Annotated in this window: 24 protein-coding genes and 1 pseudogene; 14 read left to right on the plus strand and 11 right to left on the minus strand. The window is 48.6% G+C overall.

Annotated features, from left to right (window positions below; genetic code table 11):
• Positions 1-5 precede the first annotated feature (5 nt).
• Positions 6-1,112 carry an efflux RND transporter periplasmic adaptor subunit gene (locus LC073_RS19635; protein ID WP_226649047.1) on the minus strand — a complete coding sequence of 369 codons (1,107 nt, stop codon included), beginning with the start codon at positions 1,110-1,112 and terminating at the stop codon, positions 6-8.
• Between the two features lie 2 nt (positions 1,113-1,114).
• Complete coding sequence (locus tag LC073_RS19640) at positions 1,115-2,437, minus strand: TolC family protein (protein WP_226649050.1); 1,323 nt, start codon at positions 2,435-2,437, stop codon at positions 1,115-1,117.
• A gap of 304 nt (positions 2,438-2,741) precedes the next feature.
• Here LC073_RS19640 and LC073_RS19645 point away from each other — a divergent pair, with 304 nt between their 5' ends.
• The 9 genes from LC073_RS19645 (at position 2,742) to LC073_RS19685 (ending at position 11,742) form a co-directional block, all read left to right on the plus strand.
• Positions 2,742-3,449, plus strand: coding sequence for a TVP38/TMEM64 family protein (locus tag LC073_RS19645; protein ID WP_226649052.1), 708 nt, complete (start codon positions 2,742-2,744; stop codon positions 3,447-3,449).
• Positions 3,449-5,692: a hypothetical protein gene (locus LC073_RS19650; protein ID WP_226649054.1), complete on the plus strand. Its 2,244-nt coding sequence runs from the start codon at positions 3,449-3,451 to the stop codon at positions 5,690-5,692. Before LC073_RS19645 ends, LC073_RS19650 begins: the two co-directional genes overlap by 1 nt.
• A complete protein-coding gene (locus tag LC073_RS19655; RefSeq protein WP_226649056.1) occupies positions 5,689-6,963 on the plus strand; it encodes a glycosyltransferase in 1,275 nt (424 codons plus the stop codon). The genes LC073_RS19650 and LC073_RS19655 overlap by 4 nt, the downstream gene beginning before the upstream one ends.
• A gap of 9 nt (positions 6,964-6,972) precedes the next feature.
• Complete coding sequence (locus LC073_RS19660) at positions 6,973-9,420, plus strand: endonuclease/exonuclease/phosphatase family protein (protein ID WP_226649058.1); 2,448 nt, start codon at positions 6,973-6,975, stop codon at positions 9,418-9,420.
• A gap of 178 nt (positions 9,421-9,598) precedes the next feature.
• Positions 9,599-10,282 carry a Bax inhibitor-1/YccA family protein gene (locus tag LC073_RS19665; RefSeq protein ID WP_226649060.1) on the plus strand — a complete coding sequence of 228 codons (684 nt, stop codon included), beginning with the start codon at positions 9,599-9,601 and terminating at the stop codon, positions 10,280-10,282.
• 66 nt (positions 10,283-10,348) lie between these two features.
• Positions 10,349-10,741 (plus strand): sulfurtransferase complex subunit TusD, encoded by a 393-nt coding sequence (gene tusD / locus LC073_RS19670; RefSeq protein WP_226649062.1) that lies wholly within the window; start codon positions 10,349-10,351, stop codon positions 10,739-10,741.
• A gap of 2 nt (positions 10,742-10,743) precedes the next feature.
• A complete protein-coding gene (tusC, locus tag LC073_RS19675; protein WP_226649064.1) occupies positions 10,744-11,106 on the plus strand; it encodes a sulfurtransferase complex subunit TusC in 363 nt (120 codons plus the stop codon).
• A gap of 1 nt (position 11,107) precedes the next feature.
• Positions 11,108-11,398 (plus strand): sulfurtransferase complex subunit TusB, encoded by a 291-nt coding sequence (tusB, locus tag LC073_RS19680; protein ID WP_226649066.1) that lies wholly within the window; start codon positions 11,108-11,110, stop codon positions 11,396-11,398.
• A gap of 8 nt (positions 11,399-11,406) precedes the next feature.
• Positions 11,407-11,742 carry a TusE/DsrC/DsvC family sulfur relay protein gene (locus LC073_RS19685; RefSeq protein WP_226649068.1) on the plus strand — a complete coding sequence of 112 codons (336 nt, stop codon included), beginning with the start codon at positions 11,407-11,409 and terminating at the stop codon, positions 11,740-11,742.
• 9 nt (positions 11,743-11,751) lie between these two features.
• Here LC073_RS19685 and LC073_RS19690 read toward each other — a convergent pair whose 3' ends face one another.
• Positions 11,752-12,156, minus strand: a complete 405-nt coding sequence (locus tag LC073_RS19690; protein WP_226649070.1) for a secondary thiamine-phosphate synthase enzyme YjbQ — start codon at positions 12,154-12,156, stop codon at positions 11,752-11,754.
• A 55-nt stretch (positions 12,157-12,211) separates the two neighbouring features.
• Here LC073_RS19690 and trmA point away from each other — a divergent pair, with 55 nt between their 5' ends.
• The 4 genes from trmA to LC073_RS19710 all read left to right on the plus strand — a co-directional run bounded on the left by trmA (position 12,212) and on the right by LC073_RS19710 (position 15,386).
• Positions 12,212-13,300, plus strand: a complete 1,089-nt coding sequence (trmA, locus tag LC073_RS19695; RefSeq protein ID WP_226649072.1) for a tRNA (uridine(54)-C5)-methyltransferase TrmA — start codon at positions 12,212-12,214, stop codon at positions 13,298-13,300.
• Between the two features lie 344 nt (positions 13,301-13,644).
• Positions 13,645-13,842, plus strand: a complete 198-nt coding sequence (locus LC073_RS19700; RefSeq protein ID WP_226649074.1) for a hypothetical protein — start codon at positions 13,645-13,647, stop codon at positions 13,840-13,842.
• Between the two features lie 445 nt (positions 13,843-14,287).
• Positions 14,288-14,797: a hypothetical protein gene (locus LC073_RS19705; RefSeq protein WP_226649075.1), complete on the plus strand. Its 510-nt coding sequence runs from the start codon at positions 14,288-14,290 to the stop codon at positions 14,795-14,797.
• A 34-nt stretch (positions 14,798-14,831) separates the two neighbouring features.
• Positions 14,832-15,386 carry a BON domain-containing protein gene (locus tag LC073_RS19710; protein ID WP_226649077.1) on the plus strand — a complete coding sequence of 185 codons (555 nt, stop codon included), beginning with the start codon at positions 14,832-14,834 and terminating at the stop codon, positions 15,384-15,386.
• Between the two features lie 457 nt (positions 15,387-15,843).
• Here the strand turns inward: LC073_RS19710 and LC073_RS19715 are convergent, their stop codons facing one another.
• Complete coding sequence (locus LC073_RS19715) at positions 15,844-16,833, minus strand: endonuclease/exonuclease/phosphatase family protein (protein ID WP_226649095.1); 990 nt, start codon at positions 16,831-16,833, stop codon at positions 15,844-15,846.
• 778 nt (positions 16,834-17,611) lie between these two features.
• Here LC073_RS19715 and LC073_RS19720 point away from each other — a divergent pair.
• Positions 17,612-18,514: pseudogene (locus LC073_RS19720) on the plus strand (IS5 family transposase).
• Positions 18,515-18,665: 151 nt separating this feature from the next.
• Here LC073_RS19720 and LC073_RS19725 read toward each other — a convergent pair.
• The 7 genes from LC073_RS19725 to LC073_RS19755 all read right to left on the minus strand — a co-directional run bounded on the left by LC073_RS19725 (position 18,666) and on the right by LC073_RS19755 (position 22,547).
• Complete coding sequence (locus LC073_RS19725) at positions 18,666-19,010, minus strand: hypothetical protein (protein WP_226649079.1); 345 nt, start codon at positions 19,008-19,010, stop codon at positions 18,666-18,668.
• Positions 19,011-19,095: 85 nt separating this feature from the next.
• Positions 19,096-19,467: a putative quinol monooxygenase gene (locus tag LC073_RS19730; protein WP_319004746.1), complete on the minus strand. Its 372-nt coding sequence runs from the start codon at positions 19,465-19,467 to the stop codon at positions 19,096-19,098.
• Between the two features lie 154 nt (positions 19,468-19,621).
• On the minus strand, positions 19,622-20,479 hold the full coding sequence (locus tag LC073_RS19735; protein ID WP_226649083.1) for a transposase: 858 nt from the start codon (positions 20,477-20,479) through the stop codon (positions 19,622-19,624).
• 176 nt (positions 20,480-20,655) lie between these two features.
• Positions 20,656-21,138 (minus strand): transposase, encoded by a 483-nt coding sequence (locus tag LC073_RS19740; protein ID WP_226649085.1) that lies wholly within the window; start codon positions 21,136-21,138, stop codon positions 20,656-20,658.
• Between the two features lie 154 nt (positions 21,139-21,292).
• A complete protein-coding gene (locus LC073_RS19745; protein WP_226649087.1) occupies positions 21,293-21,577 on the minus strand; it encodes a hypothetical protein in 285 nt (94 codons plus the stop codon).
• Positions 21,578-21,689: 112 nt separating this feature from the next.
• Positions 21,690-22,127, minus strand: coding sequence for a hypothetical protein (locus LC073_RS19750; RefSeq protein WP_226649089.1), 438 nt, complete (start codon positions 22,125-22,127; stop codon positions 21,690-21,692).
• 78 nt (positions 22,128-22,205) lie between these two features.
• Positions 22,206-22,547: a hypothetical protein gene (locus tag LC073_RS19755; protein WP_226649091.1), complete on the minus strand. Its 342-nt coding sequence runs from the start codon at positions 22,545-22,547 to the stop codon at positions 22,206-22,208.
• Between the last annotated feature and the right edge of the window lie 334 nt (positions 22,548-22,881).

The following is a 22,881-nucleotide window of genomic DNA, read 5'->3' on the forward strand; positions in this document are numbered from 1 at the left end:
TTCCCTTAAGGCACTACCCTCACCGCTTGGCCGTCCTGTAACTGTGCCGAACCATTGGACACAACACGATCCCCCACAGAGAGTCCGTGTAAGATTACGATGCTGTTACCAATTACTGGCCCAGGTATCACTCTACGCAACTTTGCCCGCAGGACTTCCTGCTCAATTTCCAAAACAAAAACTGCAAATCCTTCTGCCACACTCGATTGGGTCACCAGACAAGACAGTGGGATCACTACACGATTCGGGGTAACCTGGCCTCTATCCAGTACAAGGCTCATTACCAGGCCGGTCTTCAGCAAGGCATCCGGATTAGGTACCGTTACCGTTATGGTAAAAACCCTGGTGCGCTCCTCAGCCTCCGGGGAGACCTCGGTAACTTGACCGGTAAAAACTTTTCTAGGTAAAGACTCGGTGCGCATAGCCACGACACTACCCAACTTGGTATAGCCCAACACCACATCAGGCACATTAAAAACCACCTTCACCCGAGAGGTATCGGCAACCACAAAGCCCACCGTATCCCTATGCACCAGAGTGCCGACCTCTATATTGCGCTGCAGGATAATTCCGGTTAGAGGAGAACGCAGTACCGTGTCATTCAGATCCTCTCTGGCAGTGTCAAGGCGAGCTTTGGCGCCCACAACCGAAGCCTGTGAGACCTCATACTCCTCCCGGGCAGCGTCATAATCCGGTGCAGTGATACTTGCGGTAGCAAATAGGGCTGAGGCTCGTTTGTAGTCCAAATCTGCTTTGCGTCTAGCTGCCTCTGCCTTACTCACATTCGCTGCAGCTTCAATGACTTTGTCCCGGTATTGCTCGTCATTGACTATTGCAAGAGGCTCACCTTGAATCACTTGGTCCCCGCCCTGCAGTATGCGGACTTCCCCCAGGGCCCTGCGAGTTGGTATTTCATCGATGTACCCCTCTGTACGGAAGGCCACATCCACTTGGGTGTAGGGGTTAACCACTGCGGAATAAGGATAACCTTCGAAACCAGTTTCTTTGCGCGCTATAGCGGCCTGCACAGGCACTGAATGCTTCTCCGGTGGCTCACTGTGACATGCAACAAGAATGTGTAAAAAAAGTAGTAGGAAAGTGAAACGCAACACCGCTACACCTCCCCAACCGCTTTTTCATATTCGGCCAGTGCGCCCCATACAGAAAGCACCGCTTTGTTGTAATCGCTGTTGGCGCGGTCAAGCTGGGTTTCCGTCTCCAGCACATTGGTCAGAAGTGTTGTCTGCTCACGATAGCGGTTAATCATCACCCGCAGCTTTTCCCGGTAAGCTGCTTGCAGCTCTCGCGCAACGCCTACCGACTCTTGTGCGGTGCTCAGCTTGCGTAAACTGTCGCGAACTTCAATTTCAATTTGATTGCGTACTTCGCCCATTTTGACTTCGGCCCCAGCAATTTTGCTCGCACGGCTCGCCAGTTCATCGCGTTTGCGCCCCCAATCAAAAAACTCCCAGCGTAAATCCAGAGCAATGAAAGCCTCAGAATCGGGAATGAGGTTGACGTTAAAAAGTTTGATATAGCTGAAGTGGATATCCACATCGGGTATATATTCTGATTTTTTGACATCGTAACTGTACTCTGCTTTTTCTATGGCCAGTTGCGACTCAATAAAATCGGCGCGTTGATCAAAGGCCAGGAGTAGAGATTGATTGGTGTCATAGACGACTTGGTAAGGAAGTGGAAGTTGCTCAACGCTAAATGGCGTTGCCACATCACGCCCCATTAAAGCATTGAGCCGCTCTTTGCCAGTGATCATTTCATCAACCAGCCTCTGACGCTCCAGCTGACGCTGGGCTAGACGGGCGCGCACATCCAGTAACTCGTACTCCAGAGCCACCTGCTGATCGACATAATTGCGCACAAGATCGCTCAGTGAACTCAAAAAGAGAATGGATTCATCAATCGCCAGTAGATCGCCAAGAATCCTGCCCACCTCGAAATACTGTAGCTTCACCAAGTAGGCGACATCCTGCTGGGTCCAACGCACTTTTTGCACCGCCATCTCGGTGGTGACATAGCCTTCGCAGATTTCCAGGGCAATGGTGTAAAGCCGAGTTAATGGTTGGCGCGCACTGACGGAAACAATCTTAGTCGTTCCCTCTTCCGTGGCGATCTCCACATTGTCTGGCGGTATTGGACCGATTTCAGAATCGGGGACAAGACTACCTTCAGGAAAGGTGTAGCTCTGGCTAGTGAGATTGTGATTGATAGCGGCATCCAGCTCTAGCCGCGGGTAGCGACGGGTCTTCAATGCTTCGACCGAATCACCCGCTTCATCGACCTCCAGCGCGGCACCCTGCACCCGCAGGTTTGCCCGAATCGCCGTTTGTACCGCTTCATTGAGTGGAAGCACAGGCTCGGGGGCTGAACTCCAGGCAGCGCCGATAAAGATCCAAATTGCGAACCCGCCCTTGAACAACGATCACCCCTTCCTGGCAGCAGCACACACCCGCTCAATATGCAATTATTCAAGTAAGTATAAGTGCTTAGTGACCACATCTAAGTGCACACGCCTATCCCCACGCCAACCGATACTTCACTCTTAATATTTCTATTTTTCATATCGGTTTTAACCCTCCCCCAGTGCTCATTAGTTTTTAAGCGTCCTTACCTCAAAAAAATCTCCAGGACGCCACTATGAACTCTCACCTGCCCTTTTCCATTGGCTAGGCTAATAACTGGCGGCAATCAAAACCGTTTGTTGTTAGCTCCCGAGCAGTTCTATGGCGGCGAAGTTCCTCCCGGTAATTGTGATTCTGATTTGCCTGATCGCCGTGGCCGGGGCGCTCGGCCTGCTGCATTATTTCAACCTGGATGAACAACTGATCGCACTGTTCCAATGGCTCAATGACCGCGGCTGGCAAACCAGCCTGCTGTTCGTTCTAATTGTTGCTGCAGCAATCGTTCTGTTGCTGCCGGGCATTATTTTTACTCTAGGGGCAGGTTTTGTATTCGGTGTTGTGAAGGGGACATTACTCGTGCTTGCCGGAACTGTTCTCGGCGCCACCCTTGCGTTTCTAATCGCCCGCTACCTACTCGGAGAAAAACCATCTCGCTGGATTATGTCCCATATCAAGCCCGCCACCGTGGGCGAAGTAATAAGGCGTGAGGGCTGGCAGATGATCATGCTGACCCGATTGGTACCGCTGTTCCCTTTTAAACTCTCCAACTACTTCTTTGGGCTGACTCCGGTACGCCTGCGGGACTTTATTTTGGGCAATGCCCTAGGGGTAATTCCCCTCACGCTAAACAATGTGTATGTGGGTTCCATCGCCGCGGATCTAACGTCCCTGGGTGAGGTAGAAGAACGCACTACAGTGCAGTGGGCGCTATATATCATGGGCTTTGTACTCGCCGTGCTGGCCCTAATCGGTCTGACCCGCATGGCGCGACGTGCACTGAAGAAGATCGTGAAAGAAGAGGACCTCTGATGCCCTGGATGAAATGGCTACCCTGGCGCTTCTTTGTTCGCCGCTTCGCCACCGCCCACGGTTTCCTCGACCCACTGACCCTGATGGCGCATCTGCAGCGCTTTGCCGAACCCTCCGAAGTGAGTGAACCCATTGAGTTACTGCGCGCGGGTGCAGTTTTCCATGCCCGTGCGCTGATAAATAGCAAGGTAATCCAACACAATTTGGATTGGGTTTGGCCCTACTGGATACAACGTCAGTTTGATCCGCGCGACAATTCTTTTATCCCCAGAGCCTTTTCCATAACCCACTGCAACCTCAGTCACCGCAATTGGACCGCCGTAGGGCTGCCCAATTGCGAGGCGTTACCCGTGGTTGATCCCCGCGGACTGGTCACACCTTTTTACGATGGCTGGTCAATTGACGCTTGGGTTATCGGCGATGGTGGGGAAGAACTTACGCCAGCCTCTCTCACCTACTGTGAGCAACATCAGGAACTGGCAGATAACCTCGCCGTAGTCACAGAATCTGCCCGTAGAGGTCTAAAACTGCGTAATCATGTTGCTGTGGTAGCACAGAGTGGCGTACCTCACTGCAAAATAAAGCTCACGGCCAGTTGCCGGGATGGCGGCTGGCTACTGGTAGTCCTGCGCCCCTGCAATCCTGAGGGGGTCAGCTTTGTGCATAAAGTCCGGCTGAATGACGAAGGCAAAGGTTGGCTGATTGAGGATAAACAGGCAGTTTCATTCAGCCAACCCATCGACAAACACCTGGCCTCAGATTATCGCGGTGGTGATATTTACTTGCACCTGAAGGACGAAACCGGCCGAATGCAAGGAGAGTGCGATGTCGGTATGGCCACGGCCGCAGCGATGTTTCGTTTAGAGCGCCACAAACCCCTAAAGCTCGAGGTCTCAATCCCCCTGGATTCCGAAACCCCAAAAGACACAGAGGTGAAAAGCTGGGAAGAAAGTTTAACCGGGCACTGTGCACTCAAAGTACCCGACCAGAATTTTCAGTTCCTCTACGACTCTGCCATTCGCACCCTGATCCTGCACTCCCCAAAAGACGTGTACCCAGGCCCTTATACCTATAAGCGATTCTGGTTCCGCGATGCCGCTTTTATGATCCAATCGCTGCTCTACGCCGGGTTTATTGATCGTGCGGAACGCGCTTTGGATCAGTTTCCCCAACGCCAAAAACGGGATGGTTTCTTTCACTCCCAAGACGGTGAGTGGGACTCCAACGGCGAAGCGCTGTGGATATTCAATCTGTTTTGCCAGCTGGCCAACAGGCCCCTCAAGCACTTCTGGTGTGACCCCATCCTCAAAGGTGCGAGATGGATTATCAACAAGCGCTTGCCCCAGGATGGCAGCCTTTGTGCCGGACTGCTCCCGGCGGGCTTTAGTGCCGAACACTTAGGTCCCAACGACTGTTACTACTGGGATGACTTCTGGGGGGTGGCCGGATTAGACGCAGCCGCGGCCATCTGCACTCGGGAGGGCATCGACGACAACGCACACCGCTTCAATACCGCGGCCAACGACTTCCAACGAACCATCGATGAAAGTCTCAGCAGCGCACAAGAGCGGCTCGGGCGAGCCGCCATGCCGGCCTCACCCAACCGGCGTCTGGATGCTGGAGCTATTGGATCTGTAGTGGCCGGCTACCCGCTGCAGCTCTACTCACCGGATAATCCCCGACTGACCGATCTGGCCGATTTTCTGATCGAAAACTGCTTTGTTAGCGGCGGTTTTTTTCAAGACATGATCCACTCGGGTATCAACGCCTACCTCACTTTGCACATCGCCCAGGTCTTACTGCGCGCCGGTGATAGGCGCTGCCTGGAATTGATGCGCAATGTCGCCAAGCTGGCCTCTCCTACAGGTCAGTGGCCGGAGGCCATTCACCCCCACTCTCTGGGTGGCTGTATGGGTGATGGGCAACATGCCTGGGCGGCAGCGGAGTGGATTGCCATGCAGCGCAATTGCTTTGTGCGAGAGGAACAGGACGCCTTGGTTCTGGTCTCAGGATTACCACCGGAATGGCTCAAGGATACCTCCGCCAAGGAACCCATTTGCTTTGGTCCAGCACCGACCCGCTTTGGAGTGATTTCTTTGGAAATTACCCCCGGTATACACCCGAAAGTATCCTGGATGGCAGACTGGTATGGAAAGCCGCCGGCCATAGCCGTCAACCCCATTGGCTTTCCACCCACACTGGTTGGCGAGGGGCTGCAGTCTGTGGAGTTAAAATCCCTGTGAATATCGTCATGCTAACCAATACCTATCTGCCCCACGTCGGTGGCGTGGCGCACTCGGTCGCCGCATTTAGTGAGGAATATCGCAGGCGGGGTCACAATGTGCTGATAGTGGCTCCGGAATTCCCGGAGAAAATCGCCGGGGAAAAGAATGTAGTCCGCATCCATGCAATCCAGAATTTCAATGGCAGTGACTTCTCTGTAGCACTGCCTTTCTCGCCAGATTTAAGTGACCGACTGGATCAATTCAAACCAGATATTGTTCATGCCCACCATCCCTTCCTTTTGGGGATGACCGCTCTGCGGGTGGCCCGACAGCGAGAGCTGCCCCTGGTTTTTACCCACCACACGCTCTACGAACACTACACCCACTATGTGCCCGCAGACTCACAGGTGCTCAAGCGCTTTGTGGTTGAGCTCGCCACCCGCTATGCCAACCTGGCGAGCCTGGTAATGGCGCCCAGCCACAGTATTGTCAAATTGCTGCGCGAGCGAGGCGTGCAGACCCCTATCGCCGAGGTTCCTACCGGCGTTCAATTGGAAGATTACAACAATGGCGACGGCAGTAAGGTGCGCCGTCGCTTGGGCATCCCCGAGTCCGCTTTTGTCGTCGGCCATCTGGGCCGCTTCGGACAGGAGAAAAACCTGCGCTTTCTCTGTAACGCGGTAGCCCGGTTTATGCGCGATGAGGAAAACACCCACTTCCTCTTTGCCGGCAGCGGGCCTCTCGAGGAAGAGCTGCAGGCAATCTTTGCCAGCCGCGGTCTGTCCCAGCGCCTGCATATGCCCGGCGCGGTGCTCGGCGAAGCACGACGGGACATGTACAACGCAATGGATACCTTTGTGTTCGCCTCCACCAGTGAAACCCAGGGACTGGTACTCTCCGAAGCAATGGCCGGAGGTGTACCGGTTATAGCCCTGGATGCCAATGGCTCACGGGAGATGGTGCGCAACGGCAAAAATGGGCGGCTGGTGACGGATATAAATTTGGATGGCTTTATCGACGCCATTCGCTGGCTTTATCAGCTCCCCCCGGAGCGGCGTCAAGCCCTCAATCGCGAGGCGCTGAACACCGCACGGGATTTTTCCATGCACAGCTGTGCGCAGCGGGCCCTGGATCTCTATCAACCACTTCTTAAATACGGTTGGGCTATGGATGACTCCCTTTTTGCCCAGTGGATGCGCATGCGCAACCTTATCGGCGCCCAGTGGGAGATTATCGAGGGACTGACTGGAGCCGCAGGCGCCGCATTTGGCCAGGCACCAGAGCCTTAATCGCAGATTATGATAAGCGAATTTGGACTTTTCATTAGACGCTGGCGCCGTCGCTTCAGCCGCAGCGAGTGGATTGCCAAGCTGCTGGGACTTTCTACCAGCGATCGCCAACCTCATGCTCCGGGTTTAATCCTGATCCAAATCGATGGCCTGGCCCATCCGGAATTATTAAAAGCCCTGGCCGGGGGCAGGATGCCTTTTTTGAAGCGCCTGATTCGCAAAGAACACTACCGTTTGGAACACATGTTTTCGGGGGTCCCCTCTACCACCCCAGCCGTGCAGGCAGAACTCTTCTATGGCGTGCGCCAGGCAGTACCGGCCTTTGGCTTTCTGGTACACGAAACCCAAAAGCTCGGCCGTATGTACGATCCTGAAGTAGCTGCACTGGTGGAAAGCCGAGCCATGTTCCAGCAGCGCGATCCGCTGCTACGCGGCGGAAGTTGTTACCTAAGTCTATTCCGCGCTGGCACCAAAACAGGCGAAGCCCACTTTTGCCCGGCCGATCAAGGCTGGGGGCCAGCCCTGCGCAGTGCCAGCCCATGGACTATCGCAGTCCTTGTCATCAGCAATTTATGGAGCCTGGTACGTACGGGTGCGCTAATTTTAGTGGAGTTATTACTCTCGCTCATAGACTGTCTGCGCGGGGTAATGCAGGGGCAAAGCTTTTTAAAGGAACTGATGTTTGTCCCCACCCGGGTCGGCGTCACCATCCTCTCCCGGGAATTTTGCACCATGGGTGCCAAGGTGGATATCAGCCGTGGCCTGCCCATCATCTATGTCAATTTGCTCGGCTATGACGAGCAATCCCATCGACGCGGTCCGCGCTCGGCGTTTGCCCACTGGGTTTTGAAGGGCATTGACGATGCCGTGGCCCGTATCTGGCGTGCCGCACATGCTTCCGACCGGCGCCACTATGACGTATGGATTTTCTCGGACCACGGCCAGGAGCAAACCAAACCCTACGAAGAGGTTTATGGCCGCAGCCTTGGTGACGCTCTTTCAGAGACACTATCCGGGCTTGCTAAATTACCGGAAATTGAACCTGGCCAGACCAGGCATGGAGTTCAGTTGGAGCGAGCGCGCCTATTTGGCAGCGAATGGATGGATAAAGAGGATATAAAAAAGCAAGAGCAGCCGACTGAACACACCGCGAGCAAAACTCCATTGGCGCTCACTGCCCTCGGTCCACTGGCCATGCTCTATAACCTGGAGCTGGGGGATATCAGCCGCGAGGAGGTCGCCCGCAAGATTGTAGAACAGGCCAATGTACCGCTGGTGCTCTATCGGGTGGACCCCACTTCAGTAAACTCCCCGGTGCACGGCTGGTGGAAACATGGCCCGCTGCGATTGCCGGAGGATGGCCGCAAGTTGATGGGAGACGAGCATCCCTACCCCGAGCAGTCCATCGCCGACATGATCAGCCTTTGCAGTCACCCCGACGCCGGCGACTTTATGATGTACGGCTGGTGTTCCAGTGAAGAGCAACCACTGACTTTCGCCATGGAAAATGGCAGCCATGGCGCCGCCGGTCCCAGGGAAACCCACGCCTTTGCCCTGATGCCGCAAGATATCCAACCACCAGACCCTCGCCTGGGTTATTGGCGCCCACAGGACCTGCGTAACGCCGCCAGATCTTACTTACGCGGCGCACGCCCCATGAAGCTGGATGAACACCGGCCGCCACAGAAAACGCTGAGGGTTATGACCTATAACGTGCACAGCTGCCAGGGAACGGATGGCACCTTGTCACCCCAGCGCATCGCTCGGGTAATCGCCCGTTACCGTCCCGACATAGTCGCCCTGCAGGAGTTAGATGTGAGACGTAAACGCAGTGGGGGGCTCGATCAAGCAGAACGGCTGGCGCGGCTGCTCGCTATGGATGTGCACTTCCAGCCCGCCATCCATCTCAATGAAGAGCTTTACGGCGACGCCATTCTTACCCACTTACCAGCCAAGCTAATCAAAAAAGGGATTTTGCCAGGACCACCCGAGGGCAAGGGACGCCTCTTCAATCCGGCTGCCGATGAACCTCGCGGCGCCATTTGGGTAGAAATTGAACACAATGGCACCAAGATCCAGGTAATCAACACGCACCTGGGCTTATCCCGTATAGAACGCCTGCGCCAGGTGGATGCGTTGCTGGGGCCGGAGTGGCTGAGCAACCCACGTTGTAAAGGCGAACGGATTTTACTCGGCGACTTCAACGCACTGCCCACCTCCGCCGAATGCAAACGACTAAATGGTTACTTGCGCGACGCCCAGGAGCAGGCCCCCAGACACACTCCCAAAGGCACTTTTCTTAAGGTGCGCATCGATCATGTTTTCTTGAGTGCCGGCATTGCGGTGAAAAAAGTACGAGTCCCCCGAACTACACTCACCCGACAGGCCTCGGACCACCTGCCATTAATTGTCGATATCGAGGTGCCTTTTCGTCCTGGGGCAACTAAAAGCCCTTGAAAAATTCCAACAGACCCCTATTAATAGCAGGAGAAGATTCGACTAAGACCCTGAAAAAACTACGGTTTTTCGAATTCATCTCAATTTATAGCCTGCGCTTAAAAGGGATTTACCGACTTGATGGTCCCCACCGCGAGCTATATGATTCCGGTATCGATTAAATAGCAGGAGTCGCTAAATGCAACCGCAAGCTTATTCAAATACCCGCGCACTGGACCGCTCGGAATCGGCGAAGGTGTTGCGCAATACCTATGCCCTATTGGCCATGACCGTACTCTTCAGTGCTGTTACAGCCGGTATCTCCATGGCCATCGGTATGGGCCGAGGCATGGGCCTGATCTGCTCTCTGGCAGCCATCGCCCTGATCTGGTTCGTACTGCCGCGCACCGCCAATTCTAGCGCCGGCGTTGGCGTTGTTTTCGCATTCACTGGTCTGCTGGGCGCATCCATCGGACCAATGCTGAACCACTACCTGGGTATGGCCGGCGGTAGCCAGATCGTCATGCAGGCCCTGGGCGCCACCGCTCTGATCTTCTTTGCCCTGTCTGCTTATGTGCTGACTACCCGCAAAGATTTCAGCTTTATGGGTGGTTTCCTGTTTGTGGGACTGATCGCCGTATTGGTTTGCTCCCTGGGTATGGTAATCGCTGGCTTCTTCGGCGTTTATATGCCTCTGGCCAGTGTTGCCCTGAGTGGTGTTATCGCTCTGCTGTTCTCTGGTTTCATCCTGTATGACACCAGCCGTATCATCAACGGCGGCGAAACCAACTACCTGATGGCCACCGTAGCCCTGTACCTGGACATCCTGAACTTGTTCACCAGCCTGCTGCACATCATCGGATTCGCCTCTTCCGACGACTAACAGACAAGCGCTGCTGAGTCATAAACAATGCCCCGCTACGCGGGGCATTTTACTATTTGTACCCCTATGAAGTTTTCCCTGGCAATTTACTCCGCTCCTCACGCCTCCCAATCGGCAGCCAGTGCATTGCGTTTTGCCAAAGCGCTGCTGGCTGGGGGACATGAAATTTACCGCATATTTTTCTACTGTGATGGCGTACAAAATAGCAACATGATTGCCGCCCCCCCACAGGACGAGGCCGACTTGATCAGTGAATGGCAGGCGCTACAGCAGAAGCACAACTTGGATTTAGTCGTTTGCATTGCCGCCGCACAGAGACGGGGTGTCTTAAGCCAGCGGGAGGCTCATCGCCTGGAGAAACCCGTAGCGAATCTCGCGGAAGGTTTCGATTTGGCCGGTCTCGGTCAGCTCACCGATGCTGTAGCCAACTCTGAGCGCCTGATCACTTTTGGAGGCTAATAATGAGTAATCGAACCCTGGCCCTCTGCCGGGCTGCACCCTATGGCAGCGCCCTAGCCAGAGAGGGCATTGAAGCTGTCCTCGCCTCCGCCGCTATGGAGCAGGATATTGACTTGCTGTTCCTTGGTGATGGCATATTTCAGTTGCTGGACAACCAAGCCCCAGAGGCCATAGGGCAAAAAAGTCTGCGCCGCAACCTCAAGGCACTACCCATGTTTGGTGTCGAGGAGCTCTATGTCTGTCAAAGCAGTCTGGAGGAGAGAGGTATTCTCCCTGAACAAATACAAATTCCCGGAGCAGAAGTCACCCTGGTCGAAAAACCCGGAGAACTGATCGCTGCCTACCAGTGTGTGTTGAGCTTTTAATATGACCTTACACATAGTCAGCAAATCTCCCTTTAGCTGCCAGGCTCTGCACGATTGCCTGCAAAGCCTTGTTGAGGGTGATGCCCTGCTCTTGATCGAAGATGGGGTCTACGCCCTACAGCACCAAGCCCTACAGAGCCTACAAGAAACAAGGATCTACTGCCTGACGGCCGATAGCGAAGCCCGCGGATTGCAGACCAGCTCGGCACCTGACTCGGTAGAGATAATCGACGACACCCGCTGGGTGCAGCTGTGCACCGAGCATAATCCCATCGTCAGTTGGTTTCGGTGATACGAACAATGAGCAACCTGAATGTAAATGGCCAAGAAATCCCTTTGGACAAAGAGGGCTACCTGCGCAACTTAAATGACTGGAACCGCGATGTGGCCGAAGCGCTGGCTCGAGCCGAGGAAATAGAACTATCAAATGCACACTGGGAAGTGATTGAACTACTACAGGAATTCTACCGCCTGTTCGAACTCTCCCCCGCCATGCGCCCATTGGTGAAGTTTATCGGTCAACGGCTGGGCCCCGAAAAAGGCCGTAGCATCTATCTGATGCAATTATTCCCCCCCAGCCCCGCCAAGGTCGCCAGTAAGATTGCCGGGCTGCCCAAACCCACCAACTGCCTCTAGAGCCCGTATTCAGATATGAAGAATGACTCTGCGCTCGCCGTGATGGTGGCGGTGCTCCCACAAGTAGATCCCCTGCCAAGTGCCCAGCATTAATCGTCCATTTTGCACGGGGATGGAGAGGCTAGTGGCGGTTAGGGCCGCTTTGATATGAGCCGGCATATCGTCCGGCCCCTCAAGAGTATGGGTGTAGAGGCAGTCATCCTCTGGTACCAGCCGATTAAGCCATTGTTCAAGATCCCTACGCGCGCTGGGGTCTGCATTCTCCTGAATCAGCAGGCTCGCCGAAGTATGCTGGATAAAAAGCGTACAAAGCCCCTCCCCCACATTCAGCCTGGAAACCCAATCAGCTACCTGATCAGTAAATTCCTGAAGCCCCTGTCCCGACACTCTTATTGCAATCTCACCTATTGCCATACGGATTCCTATATAATTCGCGCCCGCTCTACCAATGAGACTACCGTATTTTAATATGGCACTGCACCGCGTTAACACCGACGACTATCAAAAACAGCTCCAGCAAAAAGCCGAGCGTTTGGCCGAGGCTTATCGAGAATTCACCAACCTGGAGCCTGAGCTGTTTCCATCGCCACCCATTCACTATCGGCTTCGCGCCGAGTTCAAGGTTTGGCATGAAGGCGGCGTAGCACATTACGCTATGTATCGCCAAGGCGAACACAAGATTCCCTTTATCATCGATACATTCACCGTGGGCTCAGAGCTGATGAATCAGCTGATGCCCAAGGTCCTGGAGGCTGTTAACAGCAGCGAGGTGCTACGCAAGCGCCTTTTCTCCGCCGAATTCCTCACCACATTGAGTGGTGACGCGCTCATTACACTCATCTATCACAAAAAGCTGGATGAAATCTGGGAGCAAGAAGCCACAGCCCTGCAGGAAAAACTGGGCTTTCCCATACTGGGCCGCTCACGCAAGCAGAAAGTCGTGTTAGAGCGGGATTTCGTCACCGAGCAGCTGGATATCGATGGCAAGAAGTATCAGTACAAACAAGTAGAAGGCAGCTTTACCCAACCCAATGGGCACATTTGTCGTTCCATGATCCACTGGGCCAAGAATGCCTGCGGGCAAAATTCCAGCGACCTGCTTGAACTCTACTGCGGAAACGGCAACTTCACCATTCCGCTCAGTGAAAATTTTGAAAAGGTACTGGCCACAGAAATCTCCAAGGTTTCGGTCAATTCTGCCCAGGAAAATATTCAAGCCAATGGAGTCACCAACCTGGATATCGTGCGTCTATCCAGTGAGGAATTTACCCAAGCTATAGACAAGGTTCGACCATTTCGCCGCCTCACTCATATTGATTTGGATAGCTACAATTTCGACACTGTGCTGGTAGATCCACCCCGTGCAGGACTGGATGAGGATACCTGTGCGATGGTTGCGCGCTTTCCTCGTATCCTGTATATCTCCTGCAACCCAGAAACCCAACTGGAAAACCTCAAACTGTTGAGCAAGACCCACCATATTGAGCGCTTTGCCCTGTTTGACCAATTCCCCTACACAGACCACATCGAAACCGGCCTATTGCTGGTACGCAAATAACCTCCTTTTAAGCTTATGGCTTGGGGGCATCACTGTATCGCCCCCAAGTTTGTTCCAACACACTCTTCTCACCACCTCCATCTCAACAAAAAACGCTTTAACAGGCTTCCTTTTTTCTAAGAAGAGTATGTGAAGATATTACATCCTCTATTGAAAGATTTTCACACCCTAAGCCTATCTACTGTAAAAATAACCTTTCAACCCTAAAATAAAGCTCAAAATAAAATTGGCATAGCTCTTGCTTTAATACAGTACAGTAATCTGGTGAACTGAAATAGACACTTTTTGCGAGCCAAGCTTTAGCAAAAAGCCTAGTGATCCAAAACTCGACCAAAGGAGAGCCCATGAAAAATCCAGTTAAGAAACTCAGCTTAGTTATACTCGCTACAGTATTTAGTTTCTCTCTCGCAGCCTGTGGGAAACAATCCGCTGAAACTCTCGGAGAGCGAATCGATAAGAAAGCCGAGCAGGCCGGAAATCAAATTGAAGATACCTGTGAAGAGGTCAAAGAGGGGCTTAATACAAAAGATAAAGACTGCTAGCCTTTACGGAAGGGAATATACAGCACCCTTCAAATTCTTTTATTAATGAAAAACTACCCTTGGGAAATGCCTCTGGTCGTTTTCCAAGGGTACTTTTTTAATTCAAGCTTTAGCCAGAGACACTTCATAGAATTTCATTAGATATTCATGCATTTAGTGTACAATTAATTGGCCAAAAAAATTTCATACCTATCATAAACCTACCTTGGGCTTTTTTGGTATGACTGTAGTTACCCCCATTCCCAAGGAATCAGAACCTACTAACCTGCCCAAAACCAACCTGATATAAAAACTAGCCCACAGCGGCAACTTTCCACCCATAACTCACCAAAAGAAAGGAAAATTTACATTTCCCATTTGTAAAATCTTATAAACGACATTCAACATCATCAAAAGTGGCCCAATAAAACTTGTCATTTCGTTAGAATTAAATAGGTATATAGAAGTGAATCACTTACCTGTGAAAATATCGACATCATCAAATCTACCTCAACAATCAATAAAATACGGAATAGACACTATCTACTACCTAAGCACAAATGCCGAGCTATTTTACAAAGCAAGCTTAACTAACCTAGACGACCTAAGCATTAAAGAGATTTTTACGAACTTGAAAGATTTACATAAAAATGTAAAAACTTTACTTGAAGGGGCCTCTTTCAATGCCTCATCTTCAACTAAAGAATGGATAATAAAACGTCGCCCAATTGCCATAATCGCAAAGCGCCCTCCCAACAAGCTTATCAACAGACTCATTGAATGCGAAAATTTTCAGAGGCATCAGCAGCTACAAATCATCCGATCTATCGGCGACTGCCGCTTAAGAATGGCACTCTCTGCGCTTACAGCAAGGCAACAAATGGCTATCGAACAGCTGACAAATAGCCTTATCAACCTTAACCACGAAAAAAGCACTAAATCAACATCAGAAAAACTTGGCATGGATACTGCTTAAGTTATTTTGTCACAAGCAAAGAATGGAGTATTTTATGAATCTTATGAAAAGCACCCTTAGCGCCGCCATCATTGCAATATCCTTTTCAGCTGGCGCTATGGCCGGAGAAAAAGCTGACCACAAAAACTCAACCATGAGCGATGCATGGCTCGATGGAAAAGCGGAGGCCATACTGTTACTCAATGAAAATCTAAACAATTTCACCATTGATACTGATGTCAACAATGGTGTAGTTGTACTGACCGGCGAGGTGGAGAGTAATATCGATAAACGTCTAGCAGAGGAACTTATTACCGGCATTGATGGCGTAAAGAAAGTGAACAACAAACTTACCGTTGTCAACAAAGAAAGCCTTGGAGAAACCATCTCAAAAGAATATACAGACACCAAGATCGCCACCGTTGTAAAAACAAGACTATTGCTTGACCGAGAAGTCTCTGGAACAAAGATCGATGTCTCCGCACAAGAAGGTACGATTACTCTTAAAGGCACCGTCAAGTCCAGCGCGCAAAAAGATTTAGCACAGGCCATTGCTGAAAATACCGATGATGTGCAAAAAGTGGTAAATAAGCTAAAAGTAACTGGATAATTAGCATCAAAGGGGCTGCAGAGCAGCCCCTTGATTCAACAAAAATCCAACCTACAACCTTCTACAAAAAGCTGAGTATTTAAAAAGAAAAAATCCAGCAGTATGATCGACCAGCAACTAGTTGCTGGTTTATAACCTTTACGATTTCACTATAAATAAATTTATATAAAATTAACTCTTCCATTTACATCACCTTTAATTCTTTGTGTCAACCTGTAATAACCTTAAAGATTTCAGCAAACATTATTACTCCAAGCCTTATCCACAACCTTAAAGGAAATCTATACAAGCCATTACTTAGCCATCAGTTAAAGTAATAAAAAATGATAACTTTTCAAAATCAAAAAATAACACCATATCCTGTAAATAATTCCATCAACTACTCTGAGCACCCCAAAGTGGTCACATCGCTAATTTCAATATTTTTCTGAGCAGTCTTTTCCTTAGCAACACTACCCTATTTTTGTGCTGGTGGAATGTTACTTTCATTAGCTACAACTTGAGTGTGAAGCTGTAAATGGGTCAATAGAGGGAAATGATCAGAACCAAATGCCGGCAAACGTTGAATGTCAACAAGCTTGAAGTGTTTACTATGAAATAAATGATCCAATGGCCAACGAATGAACCAATGTTTTGCATGAAAAGTATTAAACATACCTCGCCCAATACGTGGATCTAGAAGCCCACTAAGTTTTCTAAAAAGCCGTGTAGTACGAGACCAAGTCACATCATTAAAATCACCTGTAACTATTACCGGAGAAATATTATTTTTTACCTTTTCTGCAACAACAAGCAATTCTGTATCTCTCTCTTCTGAAGTATCATTTTCAGTTGGACTTGGAGGGGCGGGATGTAGAAAATGGGCATTAATCGTACGACCATTAGGGGTATGAACCAATGTATGCATAGAGGGCACATCATCTTCAACCAAAAATTGAATCTGGCTATCCGACAAAGGAAGCTTGGAATATAGATGCATTCCATATAAATTTTCGAGAGGACACTTTAACGTATATGGATAGTTTGGCTCTAATGTATCCAGCTGAGATTGCCACCACTTGTTCGACTCCAGTGTGAGTATAATGTCCGGATTATGCCGCTTAATGAGATCTAAAAAGTCTATTGCTCTTCTATTTGAACCTTGTACATTAGCAGTCAAAATACCAATGTCATCGTAATCCTCAAGCTTCTCTTCCGGTGAATTTACACGCTCCACTTGAACAGGGAAAAGAAATATGTAAGGAAATATCCGCCACAACTGACATCCCAAGCAAAAAATACTAATTAGAATTAAGCCATAAGCTATGGGGCTATTGAAATCAAGAAAAATACATTGAAGTATCAAAAGAAAGATTAACAATATTGAGAACTGCAATCTGGGAAAATCAAATCCACGTATATACCAAGCCTCATACTTTAAAGCAGGCAGAAAAGTAAATATTGCCATCACAGTGCTATAGATTACTATGAATGTAAACATTAAAATATAAACTCAGCCAATCTATTGGTTAGGCAGTATATGCCTATATGAAAAGTCAACGTCCCACATCAATCAAACTAATTCAAGATATTTCGGGATAACTTAATATCGCTCTATTCACTGCTTTCCAACTCAAGCAGATAGTATTGGAATACTTATCTGAAAGCTACATGCACGGGTAATATAGCCGGTAAATCTAATAGAATTGAATAAAGGTTTACTGAAGAATCTTTTAGATCAAGGGGTTAGAAAAATGTAGTTCAGCGCTAGGTCATAGCGGAAAAATGTTACAGGTCGCGAGATTCAGCTAGCGCATCATTTGTAGTAATGACTGTGCTTGATTGTTTAAAGAGTACTTATAGTACCCTCGAGAGACTTGAGCTAGTAGTTTTCCTTGTAAATTTAAGGCCATGTATTTCATGGGAGACTTCATACCATTAACCATACCTGGATAACTCAGGTAGGAATTTCCGCTCTCAGCGCACATGGCATCATAATACTCTTCATTCTTTATATTCATACTCAACTCACGGCATTGAAGCTCTAGAGCTATGTCAAAGGGCAATATCTATTGGCTTATCTTCTGTGCAAACTTTATATCTATAAGTTCATATACTCTAACTCATGTTAGGGAACCTCTGAATAATTCCCAGTCAATTTGGTAGTATTAGGCTATCCGTCAAGGCTACGATAGATCATGCACCAAGTCACCTTTGCCGAAGCAGAATACTAGCTCAAGCGTCGTATAACTCGCCGAGAGAAGTTTCTTTCTCAGATGAATACCCTCATCCCATGGCAGCGACTAGAAGCTCAAATAGCGCCTTGTTATCCACGGGGCAAGCGTGGCCGGCAGCCTTATCCATTGAGTGTCATGCTGCGCATTCATTGTATGCAGCTGTTTTACAATCTCAGTGATCCGGCTATGGAAGATGCGCTATATGAGATTGAATCTATGCGTAACTTTGCCGGGTTGACTCTGAGCGGTCCAATTCCCGATGAGACAACGATTCTTAACTTTCGCCACTTATTAGAGTCGAATCAGCTGAGTACAACTCTATTTGGGGAAATTAATAAACACCTCGCTGAGAATGGCATGGCACTGCGTAAGGGTACCATTGTAGATGCCACTATTATCTCCGCTCCAACTTCAACTAAGAACAAAAAGAAGAAGCGCGACCCAGAAATGCACCAAACTAAAAAAGGTAATCAGTGGCATTTCGGGATGAAGATGCATATCGGTACAGATGACACCCTCGGACTCATACATAGCCTCGACACAACAGCCGCTAACTAACATGACATTACTGCAACAGGCAAATTTCTGCATGGAAAAGAGAAGCGAGTTTGGGGGGATTCTGGCTACACGGGTGCAGAAAAGCGAGAAGAGCTTAAATCTAAAGATGTGGAGTGGCATATTGCAGAGAAGCGTAGTCGCCTGAAGCATCGCCCGTGCCGAACTGAGTTGCGAAAGGTAGAAAAAATAAAGGCGCAAATTAGGGCAAAAGTAGAACACCCATTCCGATATATTAAAAATATCTTCGGGTATGGCAAAGTACGCTATCGAGGTTTAGAAAAAAACACTCAGCGATTGTTTCTGCTGGCTGGCTTTACCAACTTACTAATTGGGAAAAAGTATCTGCTGACCTAGGGTTAGTGTGCCTTAAATTCGCCAAACGCGGATCTAAGGCAGAAAAAATGAAGATAACTATGTATAGAAAGTATGATTTCGAGTAAAAAATAGGTATTTTTAGCTATAGGAAGCTTGATGCAAGGCTAAAGGCTGATTTTTCAGAGGATCCCTAACTTACTACGTGAGTAGATAAAGATAAGAAAAACCAAGCTGAACTAATTAATGCACCAAACGCTAATAGAATAAGTTGATTAACGTGTGCCCCGATATCTTTTACCCTCAAAACAATCGAAGCAACAAAACCACATAACGACAGTAAATCACTAATCAACCATAAAGCCACAACACCTTTAGCGATAGAAGTCAATATATTACTTGAGTAAATATACTTCTGCACGTGATTGAACTCGTGATTTACCAGAAATATACTCACCCCTAATGTATGGAGCAATGACCAGGCAAATAACACGTACAAAACCGATTTTTCTGGTTTGGTCAAATTACGTTCCTGCATTTAACCCCGCCAGAACCGGCACAGCAAGCGTTTTAATGGCCAGCTTTTCAAGGCCATTGCTTGCTGTGCAGAGTTGCTGGCTTTGTTAGGCCTTTTTGGACCACATCGGAGTCAGCGCCGTGACTTGCGGTGGCCCAGCCAGAAGAGACTCGACGTCTTTGAGGTACGCTGCATAACTAGCTGTTTTTAAGAACTCCTGTGAGGCTTCAGCGCTGGTGTATTGCTGAAAAGCAATGATGGAATCTGAGTCAGCGTTGTCGAAGCAATAAAAGTATTCGGTATGCCCTGGATTGGCCGCTATGGCCGGAGCCATGTGCTTTTCCCAAACCATACGGACCTCGTCTCGCTTCCCTGGCCTAGTTTTATGCTTAATGATAAGTGCAAATGAACTCATGGGAACCCCGCGATAATATTGTATAAGTGGCCTAACGAGCCTGTAGAAAAACGGATCAACCATAAACCGCCTTCAGCCAGGCATTTCTAATCTAAAATTTGAGCAGATTTTTGATAAATAGCTCACATTAACTCATTGTGTTAATTTTGAACGTACAGGGTCTGTTTCTCTTTCCCAATAAGTGAATATTGCCATATCTCATCAACTTTTCAATATTTTACACTAAGAAAAACATCTGCCATTGTCCTTGAACCTTGCTTTTTCCACGCAGGGAGAAGCGATTCAATCGCTTGTTGGTACCAATGTTCCCAAACACTGGCTCGACAACAGACATTCGATGCCCATAAATGGTCTTGCCCTCGATACTATCAACCCGCTTTTTCATCCAGTCAGTGGCTGTCCGTCCGTTTGTCCAAGTAAGGGATACTTGCCTTCCATGTCCTTTTCGAGAGTCTGCAGAATCTGGGTTTCGCATACATTGATCTTTAAGGCTGCATTCCCTGCAATCAGTGAGGCGCCCTTCAAACAATAGCTTTTTCTTACCTTCACTAACATGCTCTTCTTTTAACAAGAGCATGGATTTTCCTGCCGGACAGATGCAGGTTTTCTTTTTCTTGTTGAATGTAAATTCACTAGCTGGGAAAGTCTGATCAGCACTAGCTCTACCTTTTTGATTACGCTTGCCATACTTGGCTTTTTGCTTAGCAAAAGCTTTATCACGTGAACGGAATTTATTGTCAGGTATGTAGGCATTAATACAGTTTTCTCGTAGGTAGCTGTAGTTAGCATCGTTGGAGAATCCAGTATCAGCAGTAATGATGACCTGTTTGACCAAGATGTCTTCTTCTATTCCAATATTCTGATAATGGCAACTGATGCCATCGAGAATTGGTTTCAGTGTATGATGTTCCTGCCCCTCACCAAAGGCCTGCGCTTCAACAACTATCTGATGCTTCCTATCAACTGCGGCAACACCGTTATAGCCCTGGATGGTTCCCTTGCTGGTAGTCATCTTTGCTGATTCATTGTCCGTAATATTACTTTTTACCTCTTTAGGGTTTTTACCTTGCCCCATCCTGGGGGAGTGACTCTTTAAGAACTAATCAATTTTATCAAAGTGTTTCTGCAGAGTATCAACCGCTTTAGCTACCGCTTGCTTTCGCTCTTTTTCTTTAGGTTTCCTGCCATCAAGCCTCTTGTGCTCTTTGAGGCAATGTTTGATTTTCTTGCGAATTTTTTCCTGCTTCTGCTCTAGCTCTTTAAAATCCCCGAATGTTCTTTACTGGCATTGGATGGCATCTTGCATCCATCTATGGCGAATAGTTCGTTGCCAAGCAGCCCCTGCTGATCACAGACCAGTAACACTTGCTCAAACACCGACTCAATCGCATCAGGATAACTGCTTACGAAACTCGCAATACTAGTAAAATGTGGAACGGTATCGCATGACAGTGCTTTGAAGAGGATATTGTTCTCGCATTGCCATTGAATTTCACGGCTTGAAGTAATGCCTTTTGAGTAAGCAAACAATATGATTTTCAGTAGGATAGCCGGATCATAGGCGGTTCGCCCGCTGCTATCATTTTGATATTTTTTATGGAAGACAGATAGATCGATATGGTCATCAATCAAATGATGAAGTGTAAATTCAAAGGTTTCAGGTTGTAGTTGTTCTTCGAAATTGATGACGACCATTGCATCTTGGTTGTAATCGTAATGTTTGAAATTGGGCATGTGGATAATCTCGACATCAAGGCCTCCATTTTAACAAAAAAACTACCTTTTAAGAGTTTTTCTACAGCCTGAACGACTACAACAGGGGCGGCTGGAGCGTAGCGTAGGCCGTCCCGCGAAGGGCCAAAGGCCCGTAGCAACCTGCTTGTACTTGTTATGTGTGATTACGATTAGCCTTAACTTTATACATGACAAAATGAATTAAGCTACGTACGAATACTACGATAGCAAAGGCCAAAATTGAAACACCTAAAGCAGCACTATCACCTACCAAACCTGCATCATAAGTCGGTTTACTTTCACGCTCTGCTTGCAAGAAAAAAATAAGCCACAAGAAAAACCATACAGCAGCACAATAAATCAGTAGTTTTTTACCCCAAGGCAATACTAATGGGGAAAATACTATCACCAAAAGTGTGCCCAATATGAAAAGTGCCATAAAACCCTTTTACACATAACGTCGCCATATCGGGCAGCTTTGGAGTTTATTTTTTTTGTGCTATTCAAGCACAAAACAAAGCGACGGAAAAGCTGTCCCTATGATGGCTTTGTTAGGGCGAACCCTCTAATACGCCGAAGACTTTCTTAACTAATAATTTAGTATCCTCGCTTATATCCGCTCTATCAAAGAAGTCCTCTGAGTTCCAATCACTTTGTATAATTCGAGAAGGGCCACATAAATCAACAGAGCCATGAACATCTGCAAACACAATATACTCATACCCTAGCTGAAATTTTTGGAGCTCATAATTCTCAGTGTAAACCTGGGCCACACCATCTAATTTCCCTTTGATTTTTTTCATCACATCAAATCGATAGAGAACCTTCCCCTCAAAATCCTTGCTTATTAATTTCGCCTCCACAGGAACTCCCCAAAAAATGGTAGAGCTTTCACTTGCATAATCATTGATACTGAATTTCGGGCAGTCCATTGAAAAGGAAGCAACCGGAAGTATGAATATCATTAAGGTAATCACGGCTCGATGCATACTTAGCCCTAACGCCCGGCGCAGCGGGCCAGTTGGAGGGAGGTACGAGCGGAAACTGGGTCCGCCTGCCGCCGCTTGTTATGCATTTAGTAATACCTGCTCAAACCAGACATCTTCGTAGTTTTTACCATCGATGAGAAAACGGTAGCCTGGTGGTAAATCAAGGTATTCTTTTACCTCTGGTAAATACTCTTCAATGTGTTCGACGTGCAGTGGTGAAAAGAAATCATCATCTTGTGACATTTCTTCGCCACACCAAATGTACCAGCCATTTGTTCCGTTTTCAGGGTTGTGTCGAAGCCCGTTTATTGGCTCTTTGCCTAAGGTACTGAGAGCAATTCCTAATTTCGTTCCTGCCTCTGGTTTTTGTGGTTCGACATCGGCCCACTCACATACAGATTGTTCACGTTTAATCTTCATGGTGCTCCAGGTGCATAACGCCGCGCTCAGCCGCGGACAATTTTGGGCGCTTTATGCGCGAAAATAGGAGCGCAGCGACTGCGCATAAAGTGCACAAAGTTAGCCGTCGGCCTGCAGCGCTTTGTATGGTTGTTCTTGTTCGATTCTGATGTTGAAAATCCTTTTCGCTAACGGGTAAATTGAGACCCACCTTCGGCGGCCACCGAAGGCCTTGCTTGTCACAGTTCGTTGCTGCGCCGGTTCATAAAGACCGATAACAAGTATGAACGTGACAGACACTCACTAGGCATAACTCGAATAGTCATGTGGGCCTCGAGCCCGAATAGCAAGGCGG

Origin of the sequence: Microbulbifer variabilis (assembly GCF_020524905.1) — a bacterium.
Classification (GTDB): domain Bacteria; phylum Pseudomonadota; class Gammaproteobacteria; order Pseudomonadales; family Cellvibrionaceae; genus Microbulbifer; species Microbulbifer variabilis_A.

Excerpts from the sequence above, each read along its gene's own strand:
- LC073_RS19740 (WP_226649085.1), bottom strand. The coding sequence starts at position 21,138 with ATGCCCAATTTCAAACATTACGATTACAACCAAGATGCAATGGTCGTC.
- LC073_RS19660 (WP_226649058.1), top strand. The coding sequence starts at position 6,973 with ATGATAAGCGAATTTGGACTTTTCATTAGACGCTGGCGCCGTCGCTTC.
- LC073_RS19650 (WP_226649054.1), top strand. The coding sequence starts at position 3,449 with ATGCCCTGGATGAAATGGCTACCCTGGCGCTTCTTTGTTCGCCGCTTC.
- LC073_RS19730 (WP_319004746.1), bottom strand. The coding sequence starts at position 19,467 with ATGGTTGATCCGTTTTTCTACAGGCTCGTTAGGCCACTTATACAATAT.
- LC073_RS19750 (WP_226649089.1), bottom strand. The coding sequence starts at position 22,127 with ATGCATCGAGCCGTGATTACCTTAATGATATTCATACTTCCGGTTGCT.
- LC073_RS19685 (WP_226649068.1), top strand. The coding sequence starts at position 11,407 with ATGAGCAACCTGAATGTAAATGGCCAAGAAATCCCTTTGGACAAAGAG.
- LC073_RS19690 (WP_226649070.1), bottom strand. The coding sequence starts at position 12,156 with ATGGCAATAGGTGAGATTGCAATAAGAGTGTCGGGACAGGGGCTTCAG.
- LC073_RS19645 (WP_226649052.1), top strand. The coding sequence starts at position 2,742 with ATGGCGGCGAAGTTCCTCCCGGTAATTGTGATTCTGATTTGCCTGATC.
- tusB (WP_226649066.1), top strand. The coding sequence starts at position 11,108 with ATGACCTTACACATAGTCAGCAAATCTCCCTTTAGCTGCCAGGCTCTG.
- LC073_RS19715 (WP_226649095.1), bottom strand. The coding sequence starts at position 16,833 with ATGGCAATATTTACTTTTCTGCCTGCTTTAAAGTATGAGGCTTGGTAT.
- LC073_RS19755 (WP_226649091.1), bottom strand. The coding sequence starts at position 22,547 with ATGAAGATTAAACGTGAACAATCTGTATGTGAGTGGGCCGATGTCGAA.
- LC073_RS19700 (WP_226649074.1), top strand. The coding sequence starts at position 13,645 with ATGAAAAATCCAGTTAAGAAACTCAGCTTAGTTATACTCGCTACAGTA.
- LC073_RS19710 (WP_226649077.1), top strand. The coding sequence starts at position 14,832 with ATGAATCTTATGAAAAGCACCCTTAGCGCCGCCATCATTGCAATATCC.
- tusD (WP_226649062.1), top strand. The coding sequence starts at position 10,349 with ATGAAGTTTTCCCTGGCAATTTACTCCGCTCCTCACGCCTCCCAATCG.
- LC073_RS19725 (WP_226649079.1), bottom strand. The coding sequence starts at position 19,010 with ATGCAGGAACGTAATTTGACCAAACCAGAAAAATCGGTTTTGTACGTG.
- trmA (WP_226649072.1), top strand. The coding sequence starts at position 12,212 with ATGGCACTGCACCGCGTTAACACCGACGACTATCAAAAACAGCTCCAG.
- LC073_RS19665 (WP_226649060.1), top strand. The coding sequence starts at position 9,599 with ATGCAACCGCAAGCTTATTCAAATACCCGCGCACTGGACCGCTCGGAA.
- tusC (WP_226649064.1), top strand. The coding sequence starts at position 10,744 with ATGAGTAATCGAACCCTGGCCCTCTGCCGGGCTGCACCCTATGGCAGC.
- LC073_RS19735 (WP_226649083.1), bottom strand. The coding sequence starts at position 20,479 with ATGGGGCAAGGTAAAAACCCTAAAGAGGTAAAAAGTAATATTACGGAC.
- LC073_RS19745 (WP_226649087.1), bottom strand. The coding sequence starts at position 21,577 with ATGGCACTTTTCATATTGGGCACACTTTTGGTGATAGTATTTTCCCCA.